The sequence below is a fragment of the Streptococcus sp. KHUD_017 genome (assembly GCF_054861245.1).
Genome location: NZ_CM142175.1, coordinates 641,203 through 668,164, shown reverse-complemented (window position 1 = coordinate 668,164; position 26,962 = coordinate 641,203). Strand labels below are relative to the sequence as shown.

Annotated in this window: 10 protein-coding genes and 1 tRNA gene; 2 read left to right on the top strand and 9 right to left on the bottom strand. The window is 40.8% G+C overall.

What is annotated here, in order from left to right:
- Positions 1-70: 70 nt before the first annotated feature.
- On the bottom strand, positions 71-1,285 hold the full coding sequence (gene thiI / locus ACVAMZ_RS03200; protein WP_461685021.1) for a tRNA uracil 4-sulfurtransferase ThiI: 1,215 nt from the start codon (positions 1,283-1,285) through the stop codon (positions 71-73).
- Between the two features lie 8 nt (positions 1,286-1,293).
- On the bottom strand, positions 1,294-2,436 hold the full coding sequence (locus tag ACVAMZ_RS03195) for a cysteine desulfurase family protein (protein ID WP_461685020.1): 1,143 nt from the start codon (positions 2,434-2,436) through the stop codon (positions 1,294-1,296).
- Positions 2,437-2,572: 136 nt separating this feature from the next.
- On the opposite strand from ACVAMZ_RS03195, the gene ACVAMZ_RS03190 reads away from it, so the two are divergent.
- Positions 2,573-2,974 carry a DUF6556 family protein gene (locus ACVAMZ_RS03190; RefSeq protein ID WP_006153423.1) on the top strand — a complete coding sequence of 134 codons (402 nt, stop codon included), beginning with the start codon at positions 2,573-2,575 and terminating at the stop codon, positions 2,972-2,974.
- A 145-nt stretch (positions 2,975-3,119) separates the two neighbouring features.
- Here ACVAMZ_RS03190 and ACVAMZ_RS03185 read toward each other — a convergent pair whose 3' ends face one another.
- From ACVAMZ_RS03185 to ACVAMZ_RS03160, 6 genes are all read right to left on the bottom strand, one after another.
- Entirely contained in the window at positions 3,120-11,630 is an 8,511-nt protein-coding gene (locus ACVAMZ_RS03185) for an SIALI-17 repeat-containing surface protein (protein ID WP_461685019.1), read from the bottom strand.
- Between the two features lie 153 nt (positions 11,631-11,783).
- Positions 11,784-18,635, bottom strand: a complete 6,852-nt coding sequence (locus tag ACVAMZ_RS03180; RefSeq protein WP_461685018.1) for a SpGH101 family endo-alpha-N-acetylgalactosaminidase — start codon at positions 18,633-18,635, stop codon at positions 11,784-11,786.
- A 328-nt stretch (positions 18,636-18,963) separates the two neighbouring features.
- Complete coding sequence (locus ACVAMZ_RS03175; protein ID WP_461685017.1) at positions 18,964-21,303, bottom strand: DNA translocase FtsK; 2,340 nt, start codon at positions 21,301-21,303, stop codon at positions 18,964-18,966.
- Between the two features lie 88 nt (positions 21,304-21,391).
- On the bottom strand, positions 21,392-23,347 hold the full coding sequence (locus ACVAMZ_RS03170; RefSeq protein WP_461685016.1) for a fructose-specific PTS transporter subunit EIIC: 1,956 nt from the start codon (positions 23,345-23,347) through the stop codon (positions 21,392-21,394).
- Positions 23,344-24,255, bottom strand: coding sequence for a 1-phosphofructokinase (gene pfkB / locus ACVAMZ_RS03165; protein WP_461685015.1), 912 nt, complete (start codon positions 24,253-24,255; stop codon positions 23,344-23,346). Before pfkB ends, ACVAMZ_RS03170 begins: the two co-directional genes overlap by 4 nt.
- On the bottom strand, positions 24,252-24,992 hold the full coding sequence (locus ACVAMZ_RS03160) for a DeoR/GlpR family DNA-binding transcription regulator (RefSeq protein ID WP_461685014.1): 741 nt from the start codon (positions 24,990-24,992) through the stop codon (positions 24,252-24,254). The genes pfkB and ACVAMZ_RS03160 overlap by 4 nt, the downstream gene beginning before the upstream one ends.
- 161 nt (positions 24,993-25,153) lie before the next feature.
- On the opposite strand from ACVAMZ_RS03160, the gene ACVAMZ_RS03155 reads away from it, so the two are divergent.
- Positions 25,154-25,241 (top strand) — tRNA-Ser (locus tag ACVAMZ_RS03155).
- A gap of 79 nt (positions 25,242-25,320) precedes the next feature.
- On the opposite strand, the gene ACVAMZ_RS03150 is transcribed toward ACVAMZ_RS03155, so the two are convergent.
- Positions 25,321-26,655, bottom strand: coding sequence for an Nramp family divalent metal transporter (locus ACVAMZ_RS03150; protein ID WP_461685013.1), 1,335 nt, complete (start codon positions 26,653-26,655; stop codon positions 25,321-25,323).
- Between the last annotated feature and the right edge of the window lie 307 nt (positions 26,656-26,962).

Sequence of the window (26,962 nt, the reverse complement as noted above, 5' to 3'; positions counted from 1 at the left end):
TTTCCGTCCAAATTTAGGACAATAAACTAACTTTTTTTACTTATTTTATCATTTCCTCTGGTTTTTCTGATTAAAGGAGATCATCAATCAACTCATCAACCGCATCCTTCTCAGCTTGAGGGGTAATTTCAGTAATCATAATTCCTGCTACTGCTCGCTCAACTAATCCTTCAACGTCCATACGTGTTTCATACTGCTCCGCATTCTTAATCTTTGGATTTGTTTTGGGACGTTCAGGTGCAAAAATCGTACAACAGTCTTCAAATGGCTGGATGGAAATTTCAAAGGTATCAATTTCCTGAGCAATATCAATGATTTCTAGCTTGTCCATAGTTACAACTGGACGAATGATTGGCGTATTTGTGACAGCATTGATGGCTTGCATACTTTCAAGGGTTTGGCTTGCCACCTGACCAAGACTTTCACCATTGATGATGACCAAACCATTTCGTACCTCACGGATACGGTCTGTAATGCGCATCATAAAGCGACGAGTCAGGGTCATCAGATAGGCTTCTGGCGCTTTAGCCTTGATTTCTTCTTGAATCTCAGTAAATGGTACTTCGATAAACTGGATATTGCCACCAAATTTAGTCAATTTACGGGTCAAATCCTGAGCTTTCTTGAGGGCACCTGGACTTGTGTATGGAGGGCTAGCAAAGTGAACAGCCTCGATATCCACCCCACGTTTCAGGGCTAGGTAACCAGCTACTGGCGAATCAATTCCCCCTGACAACATAAGCATGCCTTTCCCAGAAGTTCCAACTGGCAAACCACCCGCACCACGAATCGTTTCATAAGAAAGGTAGGCCGCTTCCTCACGAATCTCCACTTGCAGATTAATGTCAGGACTTTTCATTTGTGCTTGCACATTTGGAATGGCTTCAAATACAGCTCCACCAAGCGTTTGATTCAACTCACGACTGTCTAACTCAAAGTTATGGTCACTACGCTTGCTTGAGATTTTAAAGGTCATCCCTTCCTTGTAGATATCTTTCATAATATCTTGGACAGCAGACTTAAGAACCTCGACAGATTTTTCAACCTTGTATACTGGTGAAAAGTTTTGAATTCCGAAAACTTGTTTGAGGGATTCAGCTACTGCTGCATAATCGGCTCCATTAAGATAAATATGGGCACGGTCGCGGTCTGCTGTAACTTTGACTTGAGGATAGATGGACAAGACATCTGAAATATTATTACGAAGTTTATTGATGAAACGCATACGGTTTTTACCTTTTGTTGAAAGCTCTCCATAGCGAATCATAATTTCTGAATACTGCATGAATACTCCTATCTTACTTTTTTAGTTTGATTGTAGATTAATTTTAGTTTAGTCAAAAATTGCTCAACTTGACTCATATCATTTTCTAGGTCTAGACTGAGACGAACTGCTGACTGGGCCTTATCTTTATCAACACCCATAGCAATTAAGGTTCCAGCAGGTTTTCCAGCCTTGGACGAACAAGCAGAGGTTGTGGAAATGAAAATATCATAGTCTTCAAAGGCATGAACAATGACTTCACCACGAACACCCTTAATCCCAAAGGTCAGAATATGAGGGGCAAAGTCTTCCTCACCTGAGAAAACAAAAATATCTGGATATTCGAGTAGAGCTTGACGGATGACTGCCTTCATCTGACTTGTTTTGCTTGTAAACAAATCCAGTTTTTCCATGGCTAGACGCAGAGCCTTGGCTGTCGCTGCAATTCCTGCTACATTCTCAGTAGTTGAACGATAGTCACGCTCTTGGCCACCACCAGTTAATAGGGGGGTGATTTTCTTGCCAGACTTGATATAGACAAATCCAACACCACGAACTCCGTGGAATTTATGACTAGAGAAGGTCGCAAAATCCACTCGGTCAGCCAAATACTTTTCTGTCGGAATCTTAGCTAAAGCTTGAACAGCATCAACATGGAAGGAAATCGTTGGTTTATCTGCTAATAGTTCTGAGATCGCTTGAATAGGTTGGATTGAGCCAATTTCATTGTTGACTGCCATGATAGAGACTAGCGTTGTATCAGGACGAAGTAGATTTTCTAAAGCAGCTACATCTACAAATCCTTTTTCATCTACTGGTGCAAAATCCACCTCAAATCCTTGAATCTGAAGCCAAAGAGCAGACTCCTTAACCGCTGGATGCTCAATTTCTGACACGATGATGTGTTTACCAAACTGAGCTTTTTCAAAAGCGACACCTTTGATAACCCAGTTATCTCCTTCAGTACCACCAGAGGTAAAATATATTTCTTCGCTTTTCTTACCAATTAAATCTGCAATCTGCTGACGAGAAGCTTCTAAAATTCTGGTAGACTGATCACCCAAACGATGAAGGCTAGATGGGTTACCAATAATTTTTGCAGACACCTGCATGTAAGTTTCAAGTACTTCAGGATAAGGCTTGGTCGTGGCCGAATTATCAAAGTAAATCATTGTTTCTCACACTTTCTAAAATCACTCCTTCTATTGTAACACGAAACAGTTCAGGCGACAAGAAATGCCGTTCAGGTTCATTTAAGTTTTTTTTAAAGATTTTGGGTATAATGAATCATGGTAAAGGAGAGAAATTATGTCTAACTATCGCAGAAAATCAAAACCTAAAACTGAACATATCAAAAAAGGCTTTACCGTCTTTCAAAAAACAATTGCAACTTTAGCCAGTATCCTTGGTTTGATTACAGCTAGTATCACTATCATGAATGCTTTAGATAAAAACAAGGATCATAAAGATACGACTCCACAAACAACCATTATCAAGGAAGTTCAAAAGGAAGCTCCCGCTGAATCCAATGCACCTGCACAAAGTCAGTCTAATAATCAAGAAACAACTCAAAAAGAAGAAGTTCAAACACCTAGCAAGAAGGAAGATACAAAATCAGATGACAATTCTCAGAAAAATGAGCAATCTGATTCTTCATCAAATACTCCAACTACTGAAGCAGGAGTTAGCGCTAATAACGGAGCATCCTAAACATTGCTCAACGCCAACGGTTACTTCGTTGGTGTTTTTATTTGCTAGTTTTTCATTTCATTTTTATCACAAAAAAACCAGGAACTAATGTCCCTGGTTTTTCTTTTTTAAAACAAGATATTCTGCATCGAATGAAGATTCGTACTTAGTCTTCTTTCCCTTTTTTGATAAAGGTTGCAGAGAGGACCAATCCAAGACTAGCTAGGAAGGCTAAGCCTACTGAATCTTGCTCACCAGTTGCTGGAAGTTGACCTTTAGCTTCAGTCGCTGGTGCATTTGGTCCTTCTGGTTCTTGTTTTTGGTTTGTTGAACTTGAAGGTTGCTTGTGATCCGCAATTGGTGTAACTGAGTTTGCAACAGGCTCTTTATATTCTGGAACCTCATTCTTAGCTGCTTCAACCCAATTAACGCCACCCTTGAATTCTGGGAGCTCATTCTTGTCCGCTTCAACCCAATTAGCTCCACCCTTGAACTCTGGAACCTCATTCTTAGCAGCTTCAACCCAATTAACGCCACCCTTGAACTCTGGAATGTCATGAACAGCTGCTTCTGCTGCATTAACGCCACCTGTAAATTCAGGAATTTCAACTACTGGTGGTTGCTGATCTCCCTTACTTGAAAGGACTTCAGGTTCTGGAGTTGGTTTCGGATCTGGAGTTGGTTTCGGATCTGGAATTGGTTTCGGATCTGGAGTTGGCTCTGGATCTGGAGTTGGTTCTGGATCTGGAGTTGGCTCTGGATCTGGAGTTGGCTCTGGATCTGGAGTTGGTTCTGGATCCGGAGTTGGTTTCGGATCCGGAGTTGGCTCTGGATCTGGAGTTGGTTTTGGATCTGGAGTTGGCTCTGGATCTGGAGTTGGTTCTGGATCCGGAGTTGGTTTCGGATCTGGAGTTGGTTTCGGATCTGGAGTTGGCTCTGGATCTGGAGTTGGCTCTGGATCTGGAGTTGGTTCTGGATCTGGAGTTGGTTTCGGATCTGGAGTTGGCTCAGGTTCTTCTGAAAGTTCTTGGTAGTAAGTCGTCATTTCATAGAACTCTGGCTTGCCACCTTCCCAAATGAGTTTGACATCAAGTAACGGAGCCTTATCTCTGACTGCAAATGTTTGGAAGCTTGAAGTAATTGCTCCCAAATCTGTCCAAGCACCGTCTCTGTCTGTTTTCAGAGTGCGAGCAAGTAGACGCGCTGCTACTCCTTGAGGCAGACTAGAAACAAGTCGGATGTGGTTAGCGTCTGTTGGTTCTGACAAGTGGTAAACCAACTCACCTTGGTTTTTCTCAGCCTTATAGCTTGTCAAGACTTTGCCATCTACAAGATTTGTGTAAAGGTTGCCTCTACTTTCTCCACCGTTTCCTTGAACAGTTGGGTCGTTGATAGGTTTCACAAATTCGCCATCATTGATAACTAACTCAGTAAATCCAACAAAACGAGCATCGTAATTAGCAGTGAAGAGAACACGGAGATAGTTAGCTTTAACTGGACTTGCAAGTTCACCTTCGATGTAGCGATTTCCAGGCATCTTAGAATCATGTGTCCATCCATCTGTCAATGAATCATCGCGCATTTCATTAGCGACACCATCACCTACTGTCACAACATCTGTCCATGTCTTGCCGTCTTGGCTAACCTGAATCTTACCATCACGAAGATAGTTCTTCGTACCATCTTGGATATAGGCTCTAATCTTCTTGATTTCACGTTCACTACCAAGTTTCAATGTTATGTGACCATCTTTACGTGCATAGTCAGAGAACTCTACAAAGTTATTGTAAACACCATCAAACAACTGATCCAAATTCTTGATCTTGCGAACATCATTTGCACCATAGTAGGCATCAATTCCCATAGAAGTAGAATCAAGTTTAGTTGGCTCCACTTCTTTTGTCTTAACGAGTAGAGATGTTGCTGTCACTGCTTGTTCTTGATCAGTCTTATTAACCAAACGAGCATAACGCACCAAGGACTTATCAGTTACTTGGCTAGCTGGATACCATTCTTGTGCATTTGGAGAGAATTCCAAGTCAAGGGCTGGATTTCCAATACCAATAGCCTGAATGCTTTCAGCCTGGTGTAGACGGTCTAGCTTCATACCCAAGTAGCTATGAGCTGGAAGCTTAGTTCCACTTGGAATTTGCATGTCATAACGACCGAGACTGTCATATACTGGAGTTGATTTCAAACTTTCAACATTGGTATCTGTCATCTCGCTATTGCCAGCACGTGTTTCAACTGAGAAGTCAGCGATACGCCACCACAGATTGATATTCTTGGTGTTACGAACACGGATGTAGCGAGCTGAAATTGGAGTTTCAATTTCTTTGGTTTGTTCACCAGCTAAACGATCCAATTCTTGCCATGAAGTACCATCTGTAGAATACTCAAGAACACCTTCTGCCAATTTATCTCCTGATCCTTGAACGAGGCGGACCTTAGTTACAGGTTTGACTCCACCCAAGTCTAGTTGAACCCAACCACCGACTGGAGTTGTATCTGTTCGATCAGCATTTGCAAGCATGGCTTCAGTATTGTCACGACCATCTGTAATCTGAGCAACTGTCGTATTGTACTTGTACATAAGATTTGGACTGATGGTCACTGTAGCTGCCTGTTTAGGACGACTTACTTCTACAGGACGGTTAACAGCGATTTCTCGTACAGCAAACCAAGTGTTCTCACGATCAGAAGTTGCAATCATTCGAACAGCTTTAGCATTGATATTGAGATTTTCAAATTTAAGAAGAGGTTCATTACCAGTGTAGCTTGGTTCTGAAAGTGTTACCCACTCATCATTTTCATTGAGGTACTCAACCTTAGCATTGTTAAAGGTATCGCGTGGATTTGCTTGAGTTCCCATTGCAAATGTCAAGTTTTGAATTGGAACAGCTTTATTAAATTTCAAACCAATATAGTCACCAGTTTGGATGCTGTTTGGTGATTTGATAAGAGCATGTGTTCCTAAATCTCCGTCAGTGACTTCAGCAAGTCCACCTTCTACACCTGTACGGTTTGTGATAAAGGTGCTGATTACTTGGTCTGGGTGTAGGGCTTTTTGAACTTCAGTTGCCAATACTTCACGAAGGCCAAGCAAGAATGGACGGATATGTTGTACACCCAACTCAGCTCTTTCATCATGGTCTACATAATGGAAAGTATAAGTTTGTGATTGTTCATAAAGTTTCAAGCCCTTGTAATAGCTATCCCAAAGTCTAGCAGAATCATTGTTTTCAATAGCTTCTGATCCATCTAGGAAAGCACTCAAAGCATCCATTTGGTCAATAGCATTATCCAACCAATAGTGGATTTGAGCACGCATCTTTTCGTCACCAGATGCTTTATAAAGTTGTGCTGCAGCTTTTATTTTAGCAAATTCTGCACGCAATTCTTGACGCTCTGCATTGACATCTTGACCAGCTTTCAACTTAGACATGAAGGCCGCCAATTTTGGTGCGAGTTCAACAGACTCTTCTAACTTCACAACACGACCATCCATGTTTTGGTTGATCATATGTTTACCAAGTTCACGGAAGGCAACAGATGTTTCACTGTCAGTAAACTTACCTGTTTCAACAAAGTTAAAGGCGATGTCATTTACTTTCTTAGCTTCTTCTTCAGACTTCCATTGTTTCCATGCGTACTGAGCTGCTGAGAAGAGTGCAATCTTAGAAGGCTCAGATTGTTGCATTGGATTCAACATGATACCTGAAAGGAGACTTGGGTCCACATTTGGATGAAGGAATTTCTCACCGCCACCCAAAATCAAGTGTTGTTTAGAGTTATCTGTAACAGGCCAGTTAATCCATAGAGAAACTGGGCGGTAGGTCTTACCTCCTGCAGACAGATTATTCTTAAGGTTTGAAAGGAAGCTTTCAGATACTTCACCCCAAATCTTACCACCAGTAAGGGTCATAGAAGTTGAAGTTGGAAGATTTTCGTTTAGAGATTTCAACTCATCTTCACGACCATTACCCCAATACTGACCTGGGACAAAAATCATTTCCTTACGAAGGCCAACATAAGTTGCTTGTTTTTCAGTCAACCAATCTGTCATGTCCTTCATCAAGCGGTTGTAGCTATTGTAGCCACCAACTGGACTTGGAGCATCATCTGCCAAAATACCGAACTCACGAACACCGACATCCATCAACTGAGTGAATTTAGCCTTAATAGTTTCAAGGTCTTTTTGGTAATCAGCATCGTTGCCAAAACGGATACGGTTGTTCATGAATGGGTGGATGGTCCAAACATAACGAGTCTTGTTTTGGTTTCCGACACGCGCCAATTCACGGATTTCAGCTAATTTTTCTTCTGGATAGAGTTCACGCCATTTCTTGTTGTGGTATGGGTCATCTTTTGGTGCAAAGAAGTATTGGGTCAACTTCAAGTCACCACCAAAGCGCATCAATTCAGCACGATCAGCATTGCTCCATGGATTTCCATAGTAACCTTCGATAAAACCACGATTCTTAATTTCAGCGTAGTCTTCAACAGTTACATTACGTAAAACTGGAGCTTCGCTTTCATTAAGCATGTGTTTAAGAGTCGTCAATCCATAGAAGACAGCATCTGTATCTTTACCGACGATAGAGATTGTATTGTTCTTGATTGACAAAGCATAAGCATCAATCTTATCAAAGAGTCCTTGAGAAATACCAGATATTTCTTTTTCTGCCTGTGAATGTTGACCATGAACACCAAGATAGATATTTGTAGCACCTGCTACTGCTGCTCGACTGCTTGTGTAAGAGATTTGATGATCTTGTAGTACACTCTTCAAGCGGTTGCGAGTATAAATATCTAGCTGATTACCCATGACAAGATTCACTTGTTTTTGAAGTTTAGTGACACCTTCACCATAAGTGACTTTTTGTGGTGTTGGGAATACCTTGTATTCTTTCTTGAGATAGTCTTGGCTTTGTGCTGCAGCAGCAATCGCATCATCACTGGCTGGTTTTGTAGCTACAAAGCTATCAGCAAGTTCAGTTGTACCATCGCCCACTTCTTCAACTCTTGGTTGTTCTGGAGTCACCGGTTTCTCGGGAGTTACAGGTTTTTCTGGAACAACTGGTTCTTCTGTTTCACTATCAGAAAGTGGCTTGAGTAGTTGAATTTCTGCGGCACTACCAAATCCTGCGACACCTGACAGAACTTTAAATTCTACCTTATTAGTTTCAACTGCCGCAAAATTAACAGTTTTTTCTTTAGTATTATTTTCCCAAGTTCCTGATGCAACCTTAACCATTTGACCATCTTTTTGAGCATAGATTTCATAAGAAGTCACGACTCCGTTACCACCACCTGGACGTGGAAGATAAGTCAAACCATTGACTTTTTCAGGAGCATTCAAATTCATTGCAACTGTATATGGAGCACGGTCTCCAGTCCATTTAGAATGCCAGAAGGTATTCGGATCATTATCGAAAGCTTTTTCAACTGGTCCTTCAGTCTCTGTTCCTGGTGTTTCCTGACTAGTTGCAGAAACTGTGAAATGATCTGTTGGGATTAAACGTGGGTTTACAAATGCTTCATTCGACAACTCTGCACTATGCAAGATTCCTTGGAAGCCACCGATTGTTTCAAGTGGAAGTACCAAGCTATTGTGAGCCAAGCGCGGATGAGCTGGATTTGCAATACGCTCAACCTTTTCACCGTCTACATAAACTTCTGTTTTTTGTGGTTTCGTAACAACAGAGATTTGATAACGTTTATTCTTCTCTAGCTTCTTGTTGAATTGAATATGGAATTGTTCAAATTTATAAGCAAGATAGCCATCCTTGTCTGCAAGATAAAGTTGGTTGTCCCCACTTGTAGAGAAGACTTGCTCTCCATCACCTGTAACAGTTACATCCAATTTCAAAACATGACTCGGACCAACATCACCAACAAGACCTTCGATAGTGCTATCTTTTTCGAAGTTCAGACCTGCTTCATTCTTCTGTACTTTCTTAGCAAGATATTCTTTGATAGTTTCAGGATTAATCTTGAACAAGTCGCTTTCTTCTACTGTCTTATCTGGATTGGATTGTGGTGCATAAACACTAGTTGGCTGGATACGGTCTGCATAGGTCTTAGCTGCACGATCTGAACCCCAAGTGCGTTCTGCGGTTGATTGCATACTCTTGAAGAAGCGTTTAAAGATATCAAAAGATGTAAGTCCTGTTTCATGGAGGTCGATGTTATCATTCCAAACTGCATGACCACCACCGATGACATTTGGATTAGATGCTTCTAGGCGTGGTCCTCTTCGAGCAGTAAAGTCATTTGGTGCCCAACCATTGTATTGCATTTCATAGTTAGCATAGTCGCTGTAAGGTCCCTGACTGTTGCTACCGCTTGGAACACTATAGGTTGGTACATCCAAGATATTGATAATCTTAGCACCCTGAGCAATCGCTGCCTGTGGATTTTGCCAACCAAGGCTCCAGATATCCACTTCTACACCATTCCAATCGACTGGTGTATTTCCTTGCTTAGCAGTGAGTGAACCCCAAATACGTGGTGTTAAGCCCTTACCTTTGATGTACTGGATCATATCATGGACATAGCGTCGATAACTTTCAGGACTTCCATAGTACTCATCTGTACCGATATGAACTGTTGAAACGCCACGAAGAGGTGCGTCTTCACCATCGAGCAATTTGTCATAAACAGATTTAACAAAAGCGAGGGTTTCTTCGTACTTGTTATCCAAGTCTAGCATCGCTACACGCTCTACATTATGCTTGTTAGCACTTAGTCGTCCTTGATACATCAAGTCTGGACGTACCTTAACAAAGGACAAAGCATGACCTGGTGTGTCAATCTCAGGAACAAGGTTGATATGCAAAGCTTTAGCTAACTTGATAATTTCTTGCATTTCTTCCTTGGTATAATGCTCGTCAGATGTTAATTTTTCACCATTTTCACCGACAACATCAGTCTCTACACGGAAGCCTGTCTTGGCATTTTTTAGAACATAATTCAATTCTTCTTGTTGGCTGAGATGTTTACCTTCCACGTGTTTATCGAGGAAGATATAGTTGTCGTTCAAGTGCAATTGAAGATCGTTCATCTTGTAGTAAGCCATGTTGAGCATGATATCTACAAGCGTGTCATAAGGGATAAACTTACGACCAGTGTCTAGCATAAATCCACGGTGGCTAAAGCTTGGGAAGTCACGGATTTCACCGTTCTGTAGGTCATTTTCTCCCAACTGAAGAAGGGTACGTGTAGCATAAAATGCTCCTGCATTGGTCGCAGCTTCTACAGTGATAACTCCATCTTTAATGGTGATACCATAGCCTTCTTTGCCATAACCCTTGTCTTCAACCTTTTTAAACTCAATACGGTTTTGCGCTTCTTGACCACCGGTTGCGACTTCCAAACCACGATTTTCAAGGTCAGTTTGGTAGAACTTAGCTTCCTTATCAAATCCAGAATTCCCAACGGAAATGATAGTTTCTGAAGTAATAGAAGTTTTACCTTCAGTGCCGTACCATTGTTGAACTGCTGGGGCAACTGCAGGTTTGGTCCCAACGCCTTCATCAGCGTGCAAGCCTTTAATGACAACTTCAAATTCTTTTGTGAAGGTATGGTTATCATTGGTTTGTTGGACCATCACTTTGACATGTTGTTCTGTCAGTGGTGTGTAGATTTTATTATTTAGGTCGATAACACCTTGCTTATTGCTTCCAATCAAGCTAACTTGACCAGGTAATTTAGGCAATACAAGTGATTTTCCGTCTTCAGCAACCGCTATTTCTGTAACTTGACGAATATCTGTTGGTTTGCTGGTGTCTGGAATATTTGAGTAGGCACGAATTTCTTGAATACCCACATTTTTCCATTGCATAGTACCGGCTTGATAATCTGTAATTTCAAGTTTAAGATACTTAGCTTGAACGGCTTCTTTTAAGTCAACTTTTTCATCTAGAACCGGAGTCCCTGTTCGTTGATGAGCCAACTTCCATTCTCCAGGACCTGATCCATTTACTTCGTCTTGACCTGCATAATAGAGATTCCAAGATTTGATGTTTGGATCATTTTGCTCGCCACGAACACGACGATCCCAATCAATTTCCACATGCTTGATTAAGGTTGTCTTTTCAAGCTTAAATTCGATTGTTGGTTTCACAACATCACGGTCAGTTGCCCAACGAGTATCTGGATTTCCATCAATCGCCTTCTCAGCAGTAAATGGTGTGTTCGCTTCATGGTTTGATGCTGTCGCAGTAGCCTTTTCCAAATGATTGACATCTGGAGTTTCAACCAAATCTTTAGTAACTGGCTTTTCTGCTGGTTTAGCTACTGGTGCTGCTTCTTCTTTTGGAGTCTCAGCTGGTTTTGGTGTTGCTTCTTCCTTAGGAACTGGAGTTTCAGCTGGTTTTGGAGCTACTTCTCCAGTATTTTCAGGCTGAGCTTCCGCATCAGTCGGATTCGTTTCAGTAGGATCAGTTGGTTTTGCTGATTCAGCTTTTTCAATAGCTGCTGCTATATCCGCTGGTAACTTATCTAGGGGCTGAACCTGTGTCACCGCGCCTTCTGTCTCTGCAGGCCCTTCTGTTTCTGCTGCTTGAACCATACCAGCACCAAAAATGCTTGCACCAATCATGACAGAAGCAGCGCCTATTGCAAACTTACGTATACTGTAATGACACCGTCTCTCAAAAAAATGTTTTCCCATTTTCTTTATTTCCTTTCCAACGCTTAAATTGGGTAAGCGTTCTCATTTCCCTTTTAAAAAGGGAGGACCAAGAGGTCCTCTCTAGGTGTTTGGTTTTCTCCATTACAATAAGTTAGGAGTTTGAGTTTTCATAGTATAAAACTCAATTATATTTTAATCTTCTTTTCTTTTTTGAAGAAATAGAACAGACATTGCTAATGTAAGACCAGCTAGGAAGATGTGTTCAGTTGCGCCTTCACCTGTTTCAGGAAGTTTGGACTGATCTGCTTCTTTTTGTGCTTCTTGCATAGCAGGTGTTGGTGTAAGAGCTGCTTTCTGATCAAGTTTTTCTGCAACTGGACTTGTCTGATTGTCTCCTGAACCTAATGTTTCTTTATACTCAGGAACATCATTCTTAGCAGCTTCAACCCAATTAACGCCACCCTTGAATTCTGGGAGCTCATTCTTGTCCGCTTCAACCCAATTAACGCCGCCCTTGAATTCTGGGAGCTCATTCTTGTCCGCTTCAACCCAATTAACGCCACCCTTGAACTCTGGAATGTCATAAACAGCTGCTTCTGCAGCATTAACTCCACCTGTAAATTCAGCAATTTCAACTACTGGTGGTTGCTGATCTCCCTTACTTGATAGTACTTCAGGTTCAGGAGTTGGTTTTGGATTTGGGGTTGGTTTTGGATCTGGAGTTGGCTCTGGATCTGGAGTTGGTTCTGGATCTGGAGTTGGTTTCGGATCTGGAGTTGGCTCTGGATCTGGAGTTGGCTCTGGATCTGGAGTTGGTTTTGGATCTGGAGTTGGCTCTGGATCTGGAGTTGGTTTCGGATCTGGAGTTGGCTCTGGATCCGGAGTTGGCTCTGGATCTGGAGTTGGTTTCGGATCTGGAGTTGGCTCTGGATCCGGAGTTGGCTCTGGATCTGGAGTTGGTTTTGGATCTGGAGTTGGCTCTGGATCTGGAGTTGGTTTTGGATCTGGAGTTGGCTCCGGATCTGGAGTTGGCTCTGGATCTGGAGTTGGTTTCGGATCTGGAGTTGGCTCTGGATCTGGAGTTGGCTCTGGATCTGGAGTTGGTTTCGGATCTGTAGTTGGCTCTGCAGTTTCTTTAATTTCTTTCAAGCCTTCTACCAATTTATTAAGTCCGTTTGGAGTTAATAAGTTATGTTCTGCAAGACCATTCTTGTACGCTTCAACAGCCGCCAAGTATTCTTTCGCATCTTGACGATCAATCTTACGAACACGTTCTACTTCAGCATTGTATGCGGCTTCATCTAATGGTTTATCATCTTCAATTGGAAGGACGAAGCGTAATTCCGCTGCTGAAATATGTCCAGGATCACCGTATGTTTCGTTACCAGTAAAGATTGCTTTCTTCACTTTGATCGGAGCATCGAAGTTAATCACTTTTGTCTTCGCATCATTTGCCCATCCAGTAAAGTTAAAGTTATGTTCTTGTCCTTTTTCATCAATCACTGTAAGGCTACCGCTCATCACACGTCCGTTTGAACCTGAAGGACGAGGAACATATTCAAAGCGAGTTGATTCCATCGGATTATTGAACTCTACTGTTAATGGTTTTCCTAAGCTATTCACTCCATAAGGTGTATGCCATAAAGTATTTGTATTTCCATCAAATGCATACCATACATTATCTGCTTCCTCATAAGGAGCATCAAGATCATGAATATCGTCCCAATCTGGAGCGCTACGTTTCACAGCAAGTTTTTCTTTAGCCTCGTTAACGCGTTCTACAAGAGCTTTAGCATCATCCACACTAATATCATCGTCTGCTTCTAATAAAGCTGCTACAGCGTCTTTATAAGCATTTAATGAATCTTGTTTGTAGTTGCCATTTACGATTGGAGTATTCTTTTCGTATGCTTCATCGATGATCATCTTACCAGTTAACTTAATTTCTTCAATTTCAAGGTTATCTAACATAAAGTCTTTATAACCTTTGAAGTTGATTTCGTTGTTATCTGTATCTCCTTTGGTATCGGCACCACGCGCATTTGAGTAAATACCAATCCAAGTGTTTCCACCCTTTTCACCAGTAACATAGAAGCTTACTTTCTTAGGAGTTGATGAATTTTCCCAAGTGTTTTCTAAGTCGTATTTCGTTAATTTACTACGACGAGAATTTTCGCCATTACCGATAACGAATGAGTATGCTCCATTTGAACCTGCTTCATACTCGAAGGTTACTTTATAAGTCTTACCTTCTTCGAAGCGGAAGTTTTGTGGAATTGTTTGGTAAACGAGTTTGTCATAACCTGATAAACCGTTCGTCTTCAATGACCAATTGCCTTCGATAACATCGTTGACTTTCTTACCATTCCATCCACGTTGTGTATATGGTTCGTGTTTCTCAGATAAGTGAGTACGGTTATCTTGTACGCCTTCAACATCGCCGACTACGAATGGGAAGATACCTTGAGGCACTTCTTCAAAGTCTTGTTTGAATTTACCATTTCCTGTGTCGTGTTTTTCGTTGTACATTACAGATTGATTTTCAAACACACGAATTTCATCGAAGTAAGTTGCTGCTGCATCTGCATCACGTCCAAGTTCTAATGTCACGTTAGAAACATCTTCACCTGTTGTGAAGTATACATACATGTTTTGGAAGTAACTTGTATTATCCACTGTCGCATTCTTCTTAAGTGTGTTATGCGCATGTGCTTGGACATAGTTCTTCGCAATTGATTTGTTTGTGTAGTTAGAAATCACTTTATCTCCAACACGGATTGTGATATCCGCACGTGCATCGCTTCGGTTATCTACACCTACATAAACAGCATATCTTGTATTAGGTTTTAAGTCTGTTAAGCGTTGTTTCAATGTCACACGTTCAGTGTTTCCTTGAATACGTAACATTTCGTTAGCCCCTTGAGATTTCACAATTTCAGCATGTTCGCTGTCACCAGTTTTTTCCCAATGATCTAATGTTCCGCTGTTGAAACCTTGGTCATAGATGTGTAGTCCTTCACTCCATACCATTGTCTTCTTGCCTTGAGGAGCTTTGTAAAGTACATATGGTTGGTACGCATCTCCCGTAATTTGAATCTTACGGTCTGCGCCGACTGTTAATTCTACAACATCTTTCTTACCTTGGTCTGTTAGACGGTAAAGGTATACTTTATCTCCAGTCCAATCTTCTGGAAGTGTCCATTCAGTTGTTCCAGCAGTATTGGTAAAGAAGTACATCTTTTCTTTGTCGCCTGTTAAAGCTTTACCATTTTCATCCCAGTTCCATGGTACTAAATAGCTTCCGCCATTTTCAATAACACGACCGTTTAGTGTAGTTACACGTTTACGGTAGTCTGGGCTATTAGGATCGTTCGATTGACGAACAATCTTCACTTCGTCTCCATTGTCATTTGTTAAATGTACTTCCATCTCTGGAGTCCACTTGTAGTTTTGACCGTTGTCGCTCATCGCAACTGGGTCACCGTTCACCCATTTAGAAACTTTGTAGTGTTGGAAGAACTTCGTCATGATGTTGTTTTCGAAGAGGTTACGAATATATCCTTCGTAGTCGCTTCGACCTTGCCATCCTTCGAAGTCTTTCATGTTATATCCACCAAGTAATGGATAGTTAGCGGCACCACCGTAGCTTGGATAGTCACCCACCCATGAGTCTTTTTGGTGGTTACGGATGAATCGAGTAATGTTTGAGTTAATACCTTTCAGTGTGTATCCACCGTAAGTTAAGTCAGCTGCCCAGTGTTGGAATGTTGAATCATATTCCGCACCGAAGCCCCACTCGATAGCCATACGCCAGCCTTGAGAGTTTAATTCTTTAGCAAGTACGTGAGTTGGCCAAGCAGTGTTATCTCCTGATTGTCCGTTACCCCAAACGTCCACATAGATGAAGTCTAAATCGCCACCAAGTTTTTCTCTTAATTCTTTCCAACGATCCAAACGCCCATGAGCCAAGTCATATTCTGCATCGATGTTGATACCTTGGTCTAACCAGTTCCAACCGTACATATATGTTCCGTCAGAGTTTCTACGTAAAATGGCTTCACTGAAGTATTTAGATTCAGGATATGTTTCAGAAGCGTTTACGTGAATACCGACTTTAGCTCCGTATTCTTTTGCTCTCGCTAATAATTTCTTGAAGTCTTCAACGCCACCGATTCTCTTACCGATATCTGCATAGTTTAAGTGACCTGAGTCGTGACCTTCACTACCATACCCTTTAAGTAGGATTGATTGGCCTAAACCATCTGTGTGTAAGTTAATCTTCTTAATACCATCTAATGTCATTAAGAATGGGTTTTGCGCTTGAGATGCAAAGTTCATCGCAATACGATAGGCTACTAAATCTGGAACAGATTCTGCTCCTTTAGGATTGTTCATGATATTACGATATGCAATCGCACCATCTTGCCAGTCCACAACATTATCTTTGTTTAAATCTTTTGTGATGACTACTTTAGAACTTGGTAATTCTAATGTGTATTCTGGGAATACTAAGTTCTTATAAGCACGTTGGTACCAGTAAGGTGAGCTTTGGATACCCAAGTAGTTTACGCCTTCAACACGTTCTAACGCTGTTGTTAAACGTGCAAAGTCATTTCCTTTGTAAGTAAATTGAGAGTTACTCCAAACAGACGCTGCCAATTCGTTAGAAGAAACAAACCCATACATGAAGCCGTAAGTATATTCATTCATCTTGCCTTCTTTCAAGTCTAAATGATAGTCTCCACGGTTATGTGTGTTTGTAGACATTTGAGCTCCGTCGAATTTTGCACCTTGTTTATTAGAACCAACAGAAACAAGTGTGTTTCCTGGAAATTCAATGGTTTGGATTAATTTGCGAACATTGTCGACTGGTTTACCCATTTCGACATTGTTTTTGTTCACTACTTTAGTGACATCGAAATGCATTTCGTTGCCGACTAATTGTAATTTTACAGTGATTTCAGCGTTGATGAATTCATCATCGTTTCTCACCTTCATTACATATTCTGCAGTAGTGTCATCAATCTTACGGTATTGAACTTCTGGAGTGACTAATACACCGTTGATTGACATTTTATCTAATTTTTGAACTTGACCTGTTAACGTTTTTCCATCTAATTCATATTCTTTAACACGTGGAAACGCTGTGTCGATAATCGCTTTTAATTGTTCTGATTGTAAAGTTTCATAGTGAACATCTTGGTCATTGCGACGTAACCCATCATCCACAGCTGGAGTTTCTTCTTCAGGTTTGATGTTATCTTGGTTATCCGCTTTTATCGATACAGAAGATAATTCTGTACCGTAAGTACCAGCTTTGAGGTAAACTTTATTCACATCAGCTAAAGCGTTCTTGACAACTTCTGGAACAACTTCTGTGCTAAATAAATTTTGTCCATTATTTGTAGCATTTAATTGACCGTCTTTTTTGTAAACGATAGATAGGTGGTTTTCTTCACCTACATTTGGTGCTTCTACACGAGTCTTACTATACCAAGTGTTTACATTTGGTCCTTTGTATTGCCAGAACCAACCGCCCTTGTCATACCCAACAAAGATGTTATTGTCATTATCTTTATATTTTAGATATACCCCAAAGCGTGTTTCAGCTGGAGGAGTATTTGCCTTGAACGTTAAGTCAACGCTTACATTTCCTTCCGCATCCGCCTGTAATCCAGCTTTTTCAAATAAAGCTTCGTTTGCTCCATTGTCGTTAGCTGTTGTTGAAGTTAATTTGTTGTAGCGTACTCCGCCTTCTTCAACGACTTCAACATTTCCTTTCACACGGCTTACTGAGTCCCACTCTTTTTTCACTTCGGCAGTAGCGTCGCTAGTTCCTCCCGTTGCTGCTTCAGCTGGTTTGTTTTCTGCTGGTTTGTTTTCAACTGGTTTTTCTTCCTGAGGTTTGTCCTCTTTTGGTTTTTCTTCTTTATCTTCAACTTGTTTATCAAGTGCATCTAGACCAGCTGGTTTCGTTGTTTCAATGCCTTTGATATAGTTTTGAATCCACTCTAACTGAGCAGGTGAGAAAAGAATACCACCACTACGTTTACCAGATACACCGTTTTGATGAATCCCAATTAATTTTCCGTTTTCATCAAAGATTCCACCGCCACTTGCACCAGGTTCACTTCCTTGGTAGCTAATTCCACGAACGCCTTCTCCATGGTCATTAATATCTTCGACAGTGGTATTAAGGATTGGATCGAGTTCACCTTTTGGATATCCAAATACATGAACCTTATCTCCTTTCTTGATAGTTGATGGTTTATCCGCAACTTCAACTGGAGCATTTGCAAGAGGACTGCGAAGCTTGACAATGGCTAAGTCATTTTTATAACCTTTCAGGAAGCCTTCACGATCCCAGTGTTTTACATCATTTTTACTGAACTTAACGTCTGGTGCACCTTCATAAGAAACTGTATAAACATCTTTATCACTATCAATGTTATCAGCTACTTTACGATTGTTCCCGTCTGGAACATCTTTGATAAAGTTATGAGATACTGATAAGACAAGATTTTCTCCAATAACAATACCACTACCAGTACCAGCATCACTCTTAATTTCAACTGTAGCACCGTAGTTCAATTCACCATTTTTTGTCTTAGCAACTTCTGCTGGAACTAAACTTTTGTCTTCTTTTTCCAAATCTTCTTTTGAAGCAGAATGACCGCTGTCTTCAGCTTTATCGACTTTTTCACGCAGATCTTTAGGAAGTTCATTTTCAGTTGCTGAAGTTGCTACAGCTTCTTTTTCTTTCTCTAGTAATTCTTCCTCAGTTTTTGGTCCATCAGTAACTTCAGGAGAACCTTGATCTTCTCCAGCTTTCGGTGCTTCAAAATCATGACCATTATCATCTTTTGCATTGGCCAGAGCTGCTGCTAAATCAGCTGGCATATTTGCGGTAGATCCAGTTTGGGCTGTATCTGCTAAAACAGTGCTTGTTCCAAAGAATGTAGCACCAATGATAACAGAGGCAACACCTAATGAAAATTTCCGAATACTATATTTACAACGTTTTTCAAATAACCTTTTATCCATTAGTTTTTAATCCTTTCTGCTTAAAAAGTAAGCGTTTGCATTTATCCTTAAAAAAATAACCCCCTTCATTTTTTTCGCTTATTTTTTAAACATTTAAATATTTCTTATACCATTTTAATATATCAAAACCTAGTTTAAAAATCAATACTTTATTAGTTAAAATTAGTAAAAGTAAAATCTAAAGATCGGACCAACCTGAAAGTCTTTTTAGAACAAAAATACTTATAATCCTAGGCAAAAAGAAAGAAACCACCTTCGAAAAATTAGAGAAGATTATTCCAATTTCCTAAAGGTGATTTCTTGAATTTTTATTCTATTTTCAAACAATTTACTGTTGTAAGACTTTACGAGGTTTTGTTCCTTCAGCCGGACCGATAACACCAGCCATTTCTAATTCTTCCATCAGTCGAGTTGCTCTGTTAAAACCAACTGATAGACGACGTTGAATCATGGATGCACTTGCTTTTTGTGTCTCGATAACAAGCGCCTTGGCTTCTTCGAAAAGTGGATCTCCACCATCATCTCCAGAACTAAACTCACCTTCTGTCTCAGATACTTCTCCAGGATCAAAGCTTTCATCATAATCCGCATCAGCTTGCGCCTTAATGAAGTTTACGATGCGTTCCACATCATCATCTGAGATAAAGGAACCTTGGAGACGAACAGGATGGTTTTCATCAATTGGTTTAAAGAGCATATCCCCTCGACCAAGCAATTTCTCCGCACCATTTTCATCCAAAATTGTACGTGAATCTGTTCCTGAAGAAACCGCGAATGCTACACGTGAAGGCACATTTGCCTTAATCAAACCAGAGATAACATCCACTGAAGGACGCTGGGTTGCAAGAATCATGTGAATACCAGCCGCACGCGCCTTCTGTCCAAGTCGGATAATGGCATCTTCTACTTCCTTGCTAGCAACCATCATGAGGTCAGCCAACTCATCCACAATCACAACAATTAAAGGTAGAGGTACTTGTTTGTACTCTGATTGAGCGTTGAATTCCTCAACTTTAGCATTGAAACCAGCAATATTTCGAACTCCGACTTTGGCGAAAAGTTCATAGCGGTTTTCCATCTCATCAACGACTTTTTGAAGGGCCTTGCTGGCCTTACGAGGGTTGGTCACAACTGGAATCAAGAGATGAGGGATATCGTTGTAAACGGATAGCTCAACCATCTTAGGGTCCACCATCATAAATTTGACTTGGTCTGGGCGAGCCTTCATCAGAATACTTGCGATAATACCATTAACTGCAACGGATTTACCAGAACCTGTAGAACCAGCTACAAGTAAGTGAGGCATTTTTGCCAAATCAAAACTACGAGCTGTTCCGTTAACGGCCTTCCCAAGAGGAATTTCTAAAAGATTTTCAGGTTTTGTTTGAGATTGTTCCCAAAGCTCACGGAAGGATACAGTTGCAATTTCTGAGTTAGGAACTTCGATACCTACCAAGGATTTCCCAGGAATCGGTGCTTCGATACGGACATCTTTAGCAGCCAAAGCCAAAGCTAAATCGTCTGCTAGATTGGAAATACGGTTGACACGGACACCAACTGCAGGTTTAACCTCATACTTGGTCACCGACGGACCGATTTCAGCACGCTCAACTGTTACCTTGATACCAAAACTTGCGAAGGTCTCTTCCAAAATTTTAATATTTTCTCGAACGATTTTCTTTTCTTTTGACTGATCTTTTGGTTTATCTGGCGCAAAGAGTTGCAAGCTTGGAAGCTTATACTCCAAGGTCTTTTTAGCAGAAAAATCTACTTCAACCTCTTCGTCATCATCATCATCTTCTTCAGAGAAAACTTCTTCTTCTGGATAGTCCCCTTCTTCAGGGTAATCAAAATCAGCTTGCGGGAGAATAATCTCAGGTTCTAGCCATTCCTCCTCTGGAAGTGGAGGAAATGCTTGCAGTGGTTCGTCTGATAAGATTTCTCCAGTTTCCATATCTACAGGCTGCATGTCAAGCAAAGCCTGCTCTTCTCTTTCTTTTTCAAGTCTTGCTTGCTCTTCTGCTTCTCTTCGTGCTTTTTCTTCTTCACGCTTGATAAAGCGTTCTTGTTTTCTCTGTTCACGGCGTTCCATCCAGATAGTAAATCGAGCTGAAAGAAAATCAGCAATATCATAGATAGACCATGGACTCATTAAAAGAGCTCCGATTAGGATTAAGATTGCCCCGATGAAATAGGTACCGATGTTTGAGAACAAAAAGGCTACCGGAATGTAGAGCCCTACCCCTAACAAGCCTCCCCCTGCAAAACCGGTTACTTGAAAACTGGTTAAATCTTTAAAGATTTGTCCAATCGTTCCTTGAAAAATAGCATTTGCCATGCTAAGCTTCCAGACAAGATAAGCTTGAAAGATGAGGAGCAAGCCTGCAAAAATAAAGAAGAAACCTGCTAGCAAGCCTTCTTGTTTATGAATCCACTTAAAGAAGAATAGATAAATCAAGAGAGAGAAAATAGCTAAGTATGCTAAACTCCCTACGAGTAAGCGAATCAGGTTATAAACAGTGATTCCGACAGCTCCCCATTTGAGGGCTGCAAAAATTAAACAGATAGCCAAAGCTAAGGAAATCAACATTCGTTGAATCGCTTGTTTTCTTTCCAATTCTGCTTTAGACGGTCTGCGTCTTGTTTTAGTTGTATTCTTGTTTGCCATGCTTCTATTATAACATATTTCAGAAACTTTTCGAGGGGTTAAAAAATGACTGCACACTTTTGTGTTCAGTCATTTGAATCTATTGTAATTATTTTTCTAATGGTTTACGAAGGTAACCATAAACCACACCACTAACAAGTGCTCCTATCAAGACAAAGACAAGGTAAAGAAGGGCATTTGTTGTAAGGGCGATAACGAAGATTCCTCCATGTGGTGCCATGAGTTTGATATTTGCAAGACCAACAAGTCCACCTGCTACTGCTGAACCAAGGATAAAGCTTGGAATAGCACGAGCTGGGTCAGCTGCACCAAATGGAATCGCACCTTCAGTGATGAATGACAATCCCATAACAATGTTCGTCAAACCTGAGTTACGTTCTTCTTTTGTAAATTTATTTTTGAAGAGAAGTGTTGCGACAAAGATTGCAAGTGGTGGAACCATTCCTCCTGCCATAACTGCTGCCATGGCTACTGAACCACCTGTTGCCACTGTTGCTGCAAGAGTACCAGTACCAAAGACATATGCTGCTTTATTGACAGGTCCACCCATATCGACAGCCATCATTCCTCCAAGAACGATACCAAGAAGGACAGCTGATCCGCCTCCAAGACCGCCAAGGAAGTCGTTCATAGCAGTGTTAATAGCTGCCATTGGGATGTTAACAGCAAGCATGACAAATCCTGTCAAGATTGTTCCAAAAAGTGGCAAGAGAAGGATTGATTTAGCACCTTCAAGCGAGCGAGGAACCTTCACGTATTTCTTAACCAAGAGCACCAAGGCACCTGCGATAAATCCACCAACAAGAGCTCCAAGGAAACCTGATGATACCCCTGCAAGAGCTGAAGTTGCTTCACCGCCCTGAGCGTAAGGGATTTTACCAAAGGCATAATCTTCTTTAGCGATAGCACCAGCTACGAAACCGGCTACCAAACCTGGTTTTTCAGCGATTGAGTAAGCAACATATCCAGCAAACACTGGAAGCATCAAATCAAAGGCTGATCCACCGATTTTCATGAACATCGAAGCGAGTTCATGGTAAGAACCAAGATTTCCAAGACTCTCATTAGGCACACCTAAAGCCCCATCAATCAAGAAGGCAAGGGCAATCATGATACCACCACCGATAACGAATGGCAACATTTGTGATACACCACTCATCAAGTGTTTGTAGAAGGCACCACCTAGACTTTGTTTTTCGTTAGATGCTGTTGAAGCTTGCGCTCCATTAGCAGCACGGTACACTTCAGCATTTCCAGAAAGAGCCAAGTTGATCAACTCTTCTGTCTTACGAATACCGTCTGCAACTGGACGATTCACCAATGGTTTACCATTGAAACGATCCATTTCAACAGCCTTATCAGCGGCAATAATGACAGCTTTAGCATTGCGGATATCTTCTGCTGTTAATTTGTTGCCAACACCGCTGGCACCGTTGGTTTCAACCTTGATACCAACACCCATTTCTGCAGCCACTTTTTGAAGTGCTTCTTGGGCCATGTATGTGTGGGCAATTCCTGTTGTACAAGCTGTAACTGCTACGATAAAGTCACCAGATTCATTTGCAGAAGCTTGAACTGGTTCTTGAGCTTTTTCTGAAGCTTGGTCAAAGAGTTCAATGACTTGATCAGCTGATGTTACTTGACGAAGCTTATCAGCAAATCCGTCTTTCATCAAATATTGTGACAATTCTGCTAAGGCAGCCAAGTGAGTATCATTGGCACCTTCTGGAGCAGCAATCATAAAGAAGAGGTCAGTTGCTTGCCCGTCTAAACTTTCGTAGTCAACACCCTTGTTTGACTTAGCAAAGAGAACAGTTGCTTCCTTAACAGCAGCATTTTTGCTGTGAGGCATTGCGATACCGTCACCCAAACCTGTAGAAGTCAAAGCTTCACGCGCCAAGATTCCTTCTTTGAAAGTTTCGAAATCTGTCACATATCCGTGCTCTACCAAGCTATGAATCATTTCTTCGATAGCTGCTGTTTTTTCAGTTGCTTGCAAATCAAGCAACATCACATCTTTTCTCAGTAAATCCTGAATTTTCATCTTTTTTCTACCTCAACTTTTTCATAAGTCTCTTTAATAAATGCTGAAGTCGCCAAGTCATCTGAGAAGGTTGTTGCTGTTCCACAAGCCACTCCCCATTTGAAGGCTTCCACTGCGTCTTTTGATTTGACAAACTCACCTGTAAATCCAGCAACCATAGAGTCACCAGCACCAACTGAGTTTTTCACGGTTCCCTTGATTGGTTTAGCAAAGTAGGCTCCCTCGGATGTTACCAGAAGGGCACCATCACCAGCCATAGAGATAATTACGTTTTGAGCACCTTTAGCCAGCAACTCTCGAGCATATTTTTCAATCTCATCTAAGCTCTCGAGCTTCACTCCAAAGATAGCTCCCAGTTCATGATTATTTGGTTTAACCAAAAGTGGTTGATAATCCAAACTATCGATCAAGGTCTGACCTTCAAAGTCACAGACTACTTGAGCGCCCGTCTGACGCGTCAAAGCAATCAACTCCTTATAGATGACATTGCCTAAGTTTTTAGCACTCGAACCCGCAAATACAACTGTATCTTCTGCTGTCAGACTTGAAAGAATGGCTTTTAACTCTTCAAGTTGTTCGGGCGCAACATTAGGACCAGTTCCGTTTATCTCTGTTTCTTGATCTGCTTTAATCTTGACATTGATACGCGTATCTTCTGCCACTTGGACAAATCGCGTTTCAATTTGTTCTTCAGCTAAAGTATCTGTGATAAATTTACCAGTAAAACCTCCGATGAAGCCTGTCGCTGTATTTGGAATATCCAAGCGTTTCAAGACACGGCTAACATTGATTCCCTTACCACCAGCAAACTTATCATCACTATCCATACGATTAACACTACCAACTTTCACCTTGTCTAAACGGACAATGTAGTCTATAGATGGATTGAGTGTGACTGTATAAATCATACTTCTATTACCTCCGTTTTCTCTTTGATAGCTGACAAGAGTTCATGACCCTTGCTTGTAATGACAATAGCACGTTTTATAGGGGCAACCTTAGCAAAACAAGACTGACCTATCTTAGATGAATCTGCTAGAACATAAGTCTGTTTAGCATTTTCTAAGATAGCACGCTTAACCGCTCCTTCCTCCATATCCGGAGTTGTAAAGTAACCTTCATCTACCCCGTTCATACCAATAAAGGCACGATCAAAGTGAAGCTGGTTAATCTGATTGAGAGCTACTCCTCCGATACTGGCATCAGTTGTCATTTTAACACCACCACCAATAATGACTGTCGGGATTTGCTTATCCACTAATTGTACCGCATGGTGAATGGAATTGGTTACCACTGTAATGTCTTTTCGCTCCAATTCCGAAATGAGAAAGGCTGTCGTACTTCCTGCATCCACAAAGATAACATCTTTTTCTTTGATGAGGGAAGCTGCTTTTTGCGCAATCAACTTTTTCTCTTGAAGGTTTTTGACAGATTTTTCTTGAATGGTTTCTTCTTCTTGCAAGGAGTGAGGCAACTCAGCTCCTCCATGCACTCGACGAAGTTTATTTTCAGACTCCAATTCATCCAAATCACGTCTAACTGTTGATTCCGAAGTATCTAACAAGCCTACTAATTTCTCTATAGAGACGATTTTATGCTTACTTAACTCTTCTAAAATCAACTTTTTTCTCTCGCTTTTTAGCACGAACCCACCTCCTGTTAACGATTACATTATTCATTCTATCATAAAAAATATCAAAGTCAAGCATTTTTTGTCATTTTCTTTCATTTTTTGTCACTGCCCTCTCAACTTCAAATAAATTTGCAAGAAAGAAAGCTTTATGGTAGACTAGGTGAGTAAACAATGGAAGATTACTCAAGAGGCTTAAGAGGCCGTGTTGGAAACGCGGTAGGCGTGTTAAAGCGTGCGTGGGTTCGAATCCCATGTCTTCCGTTTATATTCAAAAAAGATACCCAATAAATCTTGGGTATCTTTTTTCTTTTATATTTGTTTTAGAACTCGGGTGAATTTCTTAGAAAATATCAAATAACAATTTCACATTGAGGATGGTCAAGATAATGGAAACGATATAACCAAGGATAGTATTCCATTTGGCATTGGTAAATTCTCCCATCAGTGATTTCTTAGAAGTTAGGTAAATCAGAGGGAAAATTGAAAATGGAAGAGCAATAGAAAGAAAGACCTGTGAATAAACCAACAACTGATCCAAGGTTTTTTCCTGATGACCAAACAAAACTGCTACTATGATGACAGGGAGCAAGGCAAAGAGACGAGTCGCCAAACGAATAAACCATTGTGGCAATCTCATATGTAAGAAACCTTCCATAACGATTTGTCCTGTCAAGGTACCCGTAATAGTCGAATTTTGACCACTGGCTAATAGGGCCAAGGCAAATAAAGTTGACAAGGTTGAGCTAGCTATTGCTCCCGCAATGGTAGAATCTTGCAAGGCATTATACATTTGAGAAAAAGCAGAAATTTCAGATGCATGTCCGAAGAAGAGGGCCGCCCCTAAAATCAAAAGTAGGGAGTTAACAACAAAGGCCAAGGATAACTGGAGATTAGAATCCCAGGTCATAAAGCGCACGGCTTTTCGAACATCATTCTTGTCCTTATGATTGATTTTCCGAGTTTGAGACAAGGAAGAATGCAAATAGAGGTTATGGGGCATAACCGTCGCACCTACAATCCCCAGAGCTAATGTTAATTGACTTTCATGTCCTGGCAAAGGACTTTCAAATAAGGTTGCATTGGGTAAATAACCCTCAGCGATTCCTTGGAAACTTGGATGTGACAAGGCTACTAGGTAAGTAAAGATTGCTAGAATGGTTAAAATGAGTGTTGTAACGATAGCTTCAATCTTCTTAAAGCCAAATTTCATCAAAAGCAATAAGAGAAAGACATCTAGAACCGTCAAAAGGATGGCTATCATAATCGGAATCTTAAAGAGAAGATTGAGAGCAATGGCTGAACCGAGAACTTCTGCCAGGTCTGTCGCCATCAAGGCTAATTCTAAAATCACCCATAAGCTATAACGAAGCCATTTAGGTGAATGATGAGCCGTTGCTTGAGCCAGGTCCATCTGGGTTACAATCCCAAGCTTTCCTGCCATCTGCTGAAGCTGCATGGCAATTAGAGATGAAATCAAGATAACAAACAAGAGACTATACTTATAGGAAGCCCCACCGACAACACTGGTTATCCAGTTCCCTGGATCCATATAACCAACAGCTACAAGGGCACCCGGACCTAAAAAAGCCTTTAAATTTTGCAAGAAATAATTATTGTTTGGAGTCTCGATAGACTGATTAATCTCAGAAAGTGAAACTTTTTTATGAGATGACATTTCTCACTACCTCTTTCTAACCCTACCTTTTCATTTGTTTTTATGATAAAAAAATAAGATAATCCTTAATTCATAAAATATTAAAAACTAAATGAAAACTAATTGATTGTTTTCACCATTTTTTAACATACCTTAATTATAACATAAAATCTTAGAAAATTCTGGACTTGATTAACTGTTTAAGATACAACGAAATGTTGTATCCTTTTGTGACTCCCTTTTTTAAAAAACAATACTAAGGAATATAAAAGAGAAAAATAAAAAACGTTGTTTTAACAACGTTTTAGAAAGGAATGCAAAAGAATGC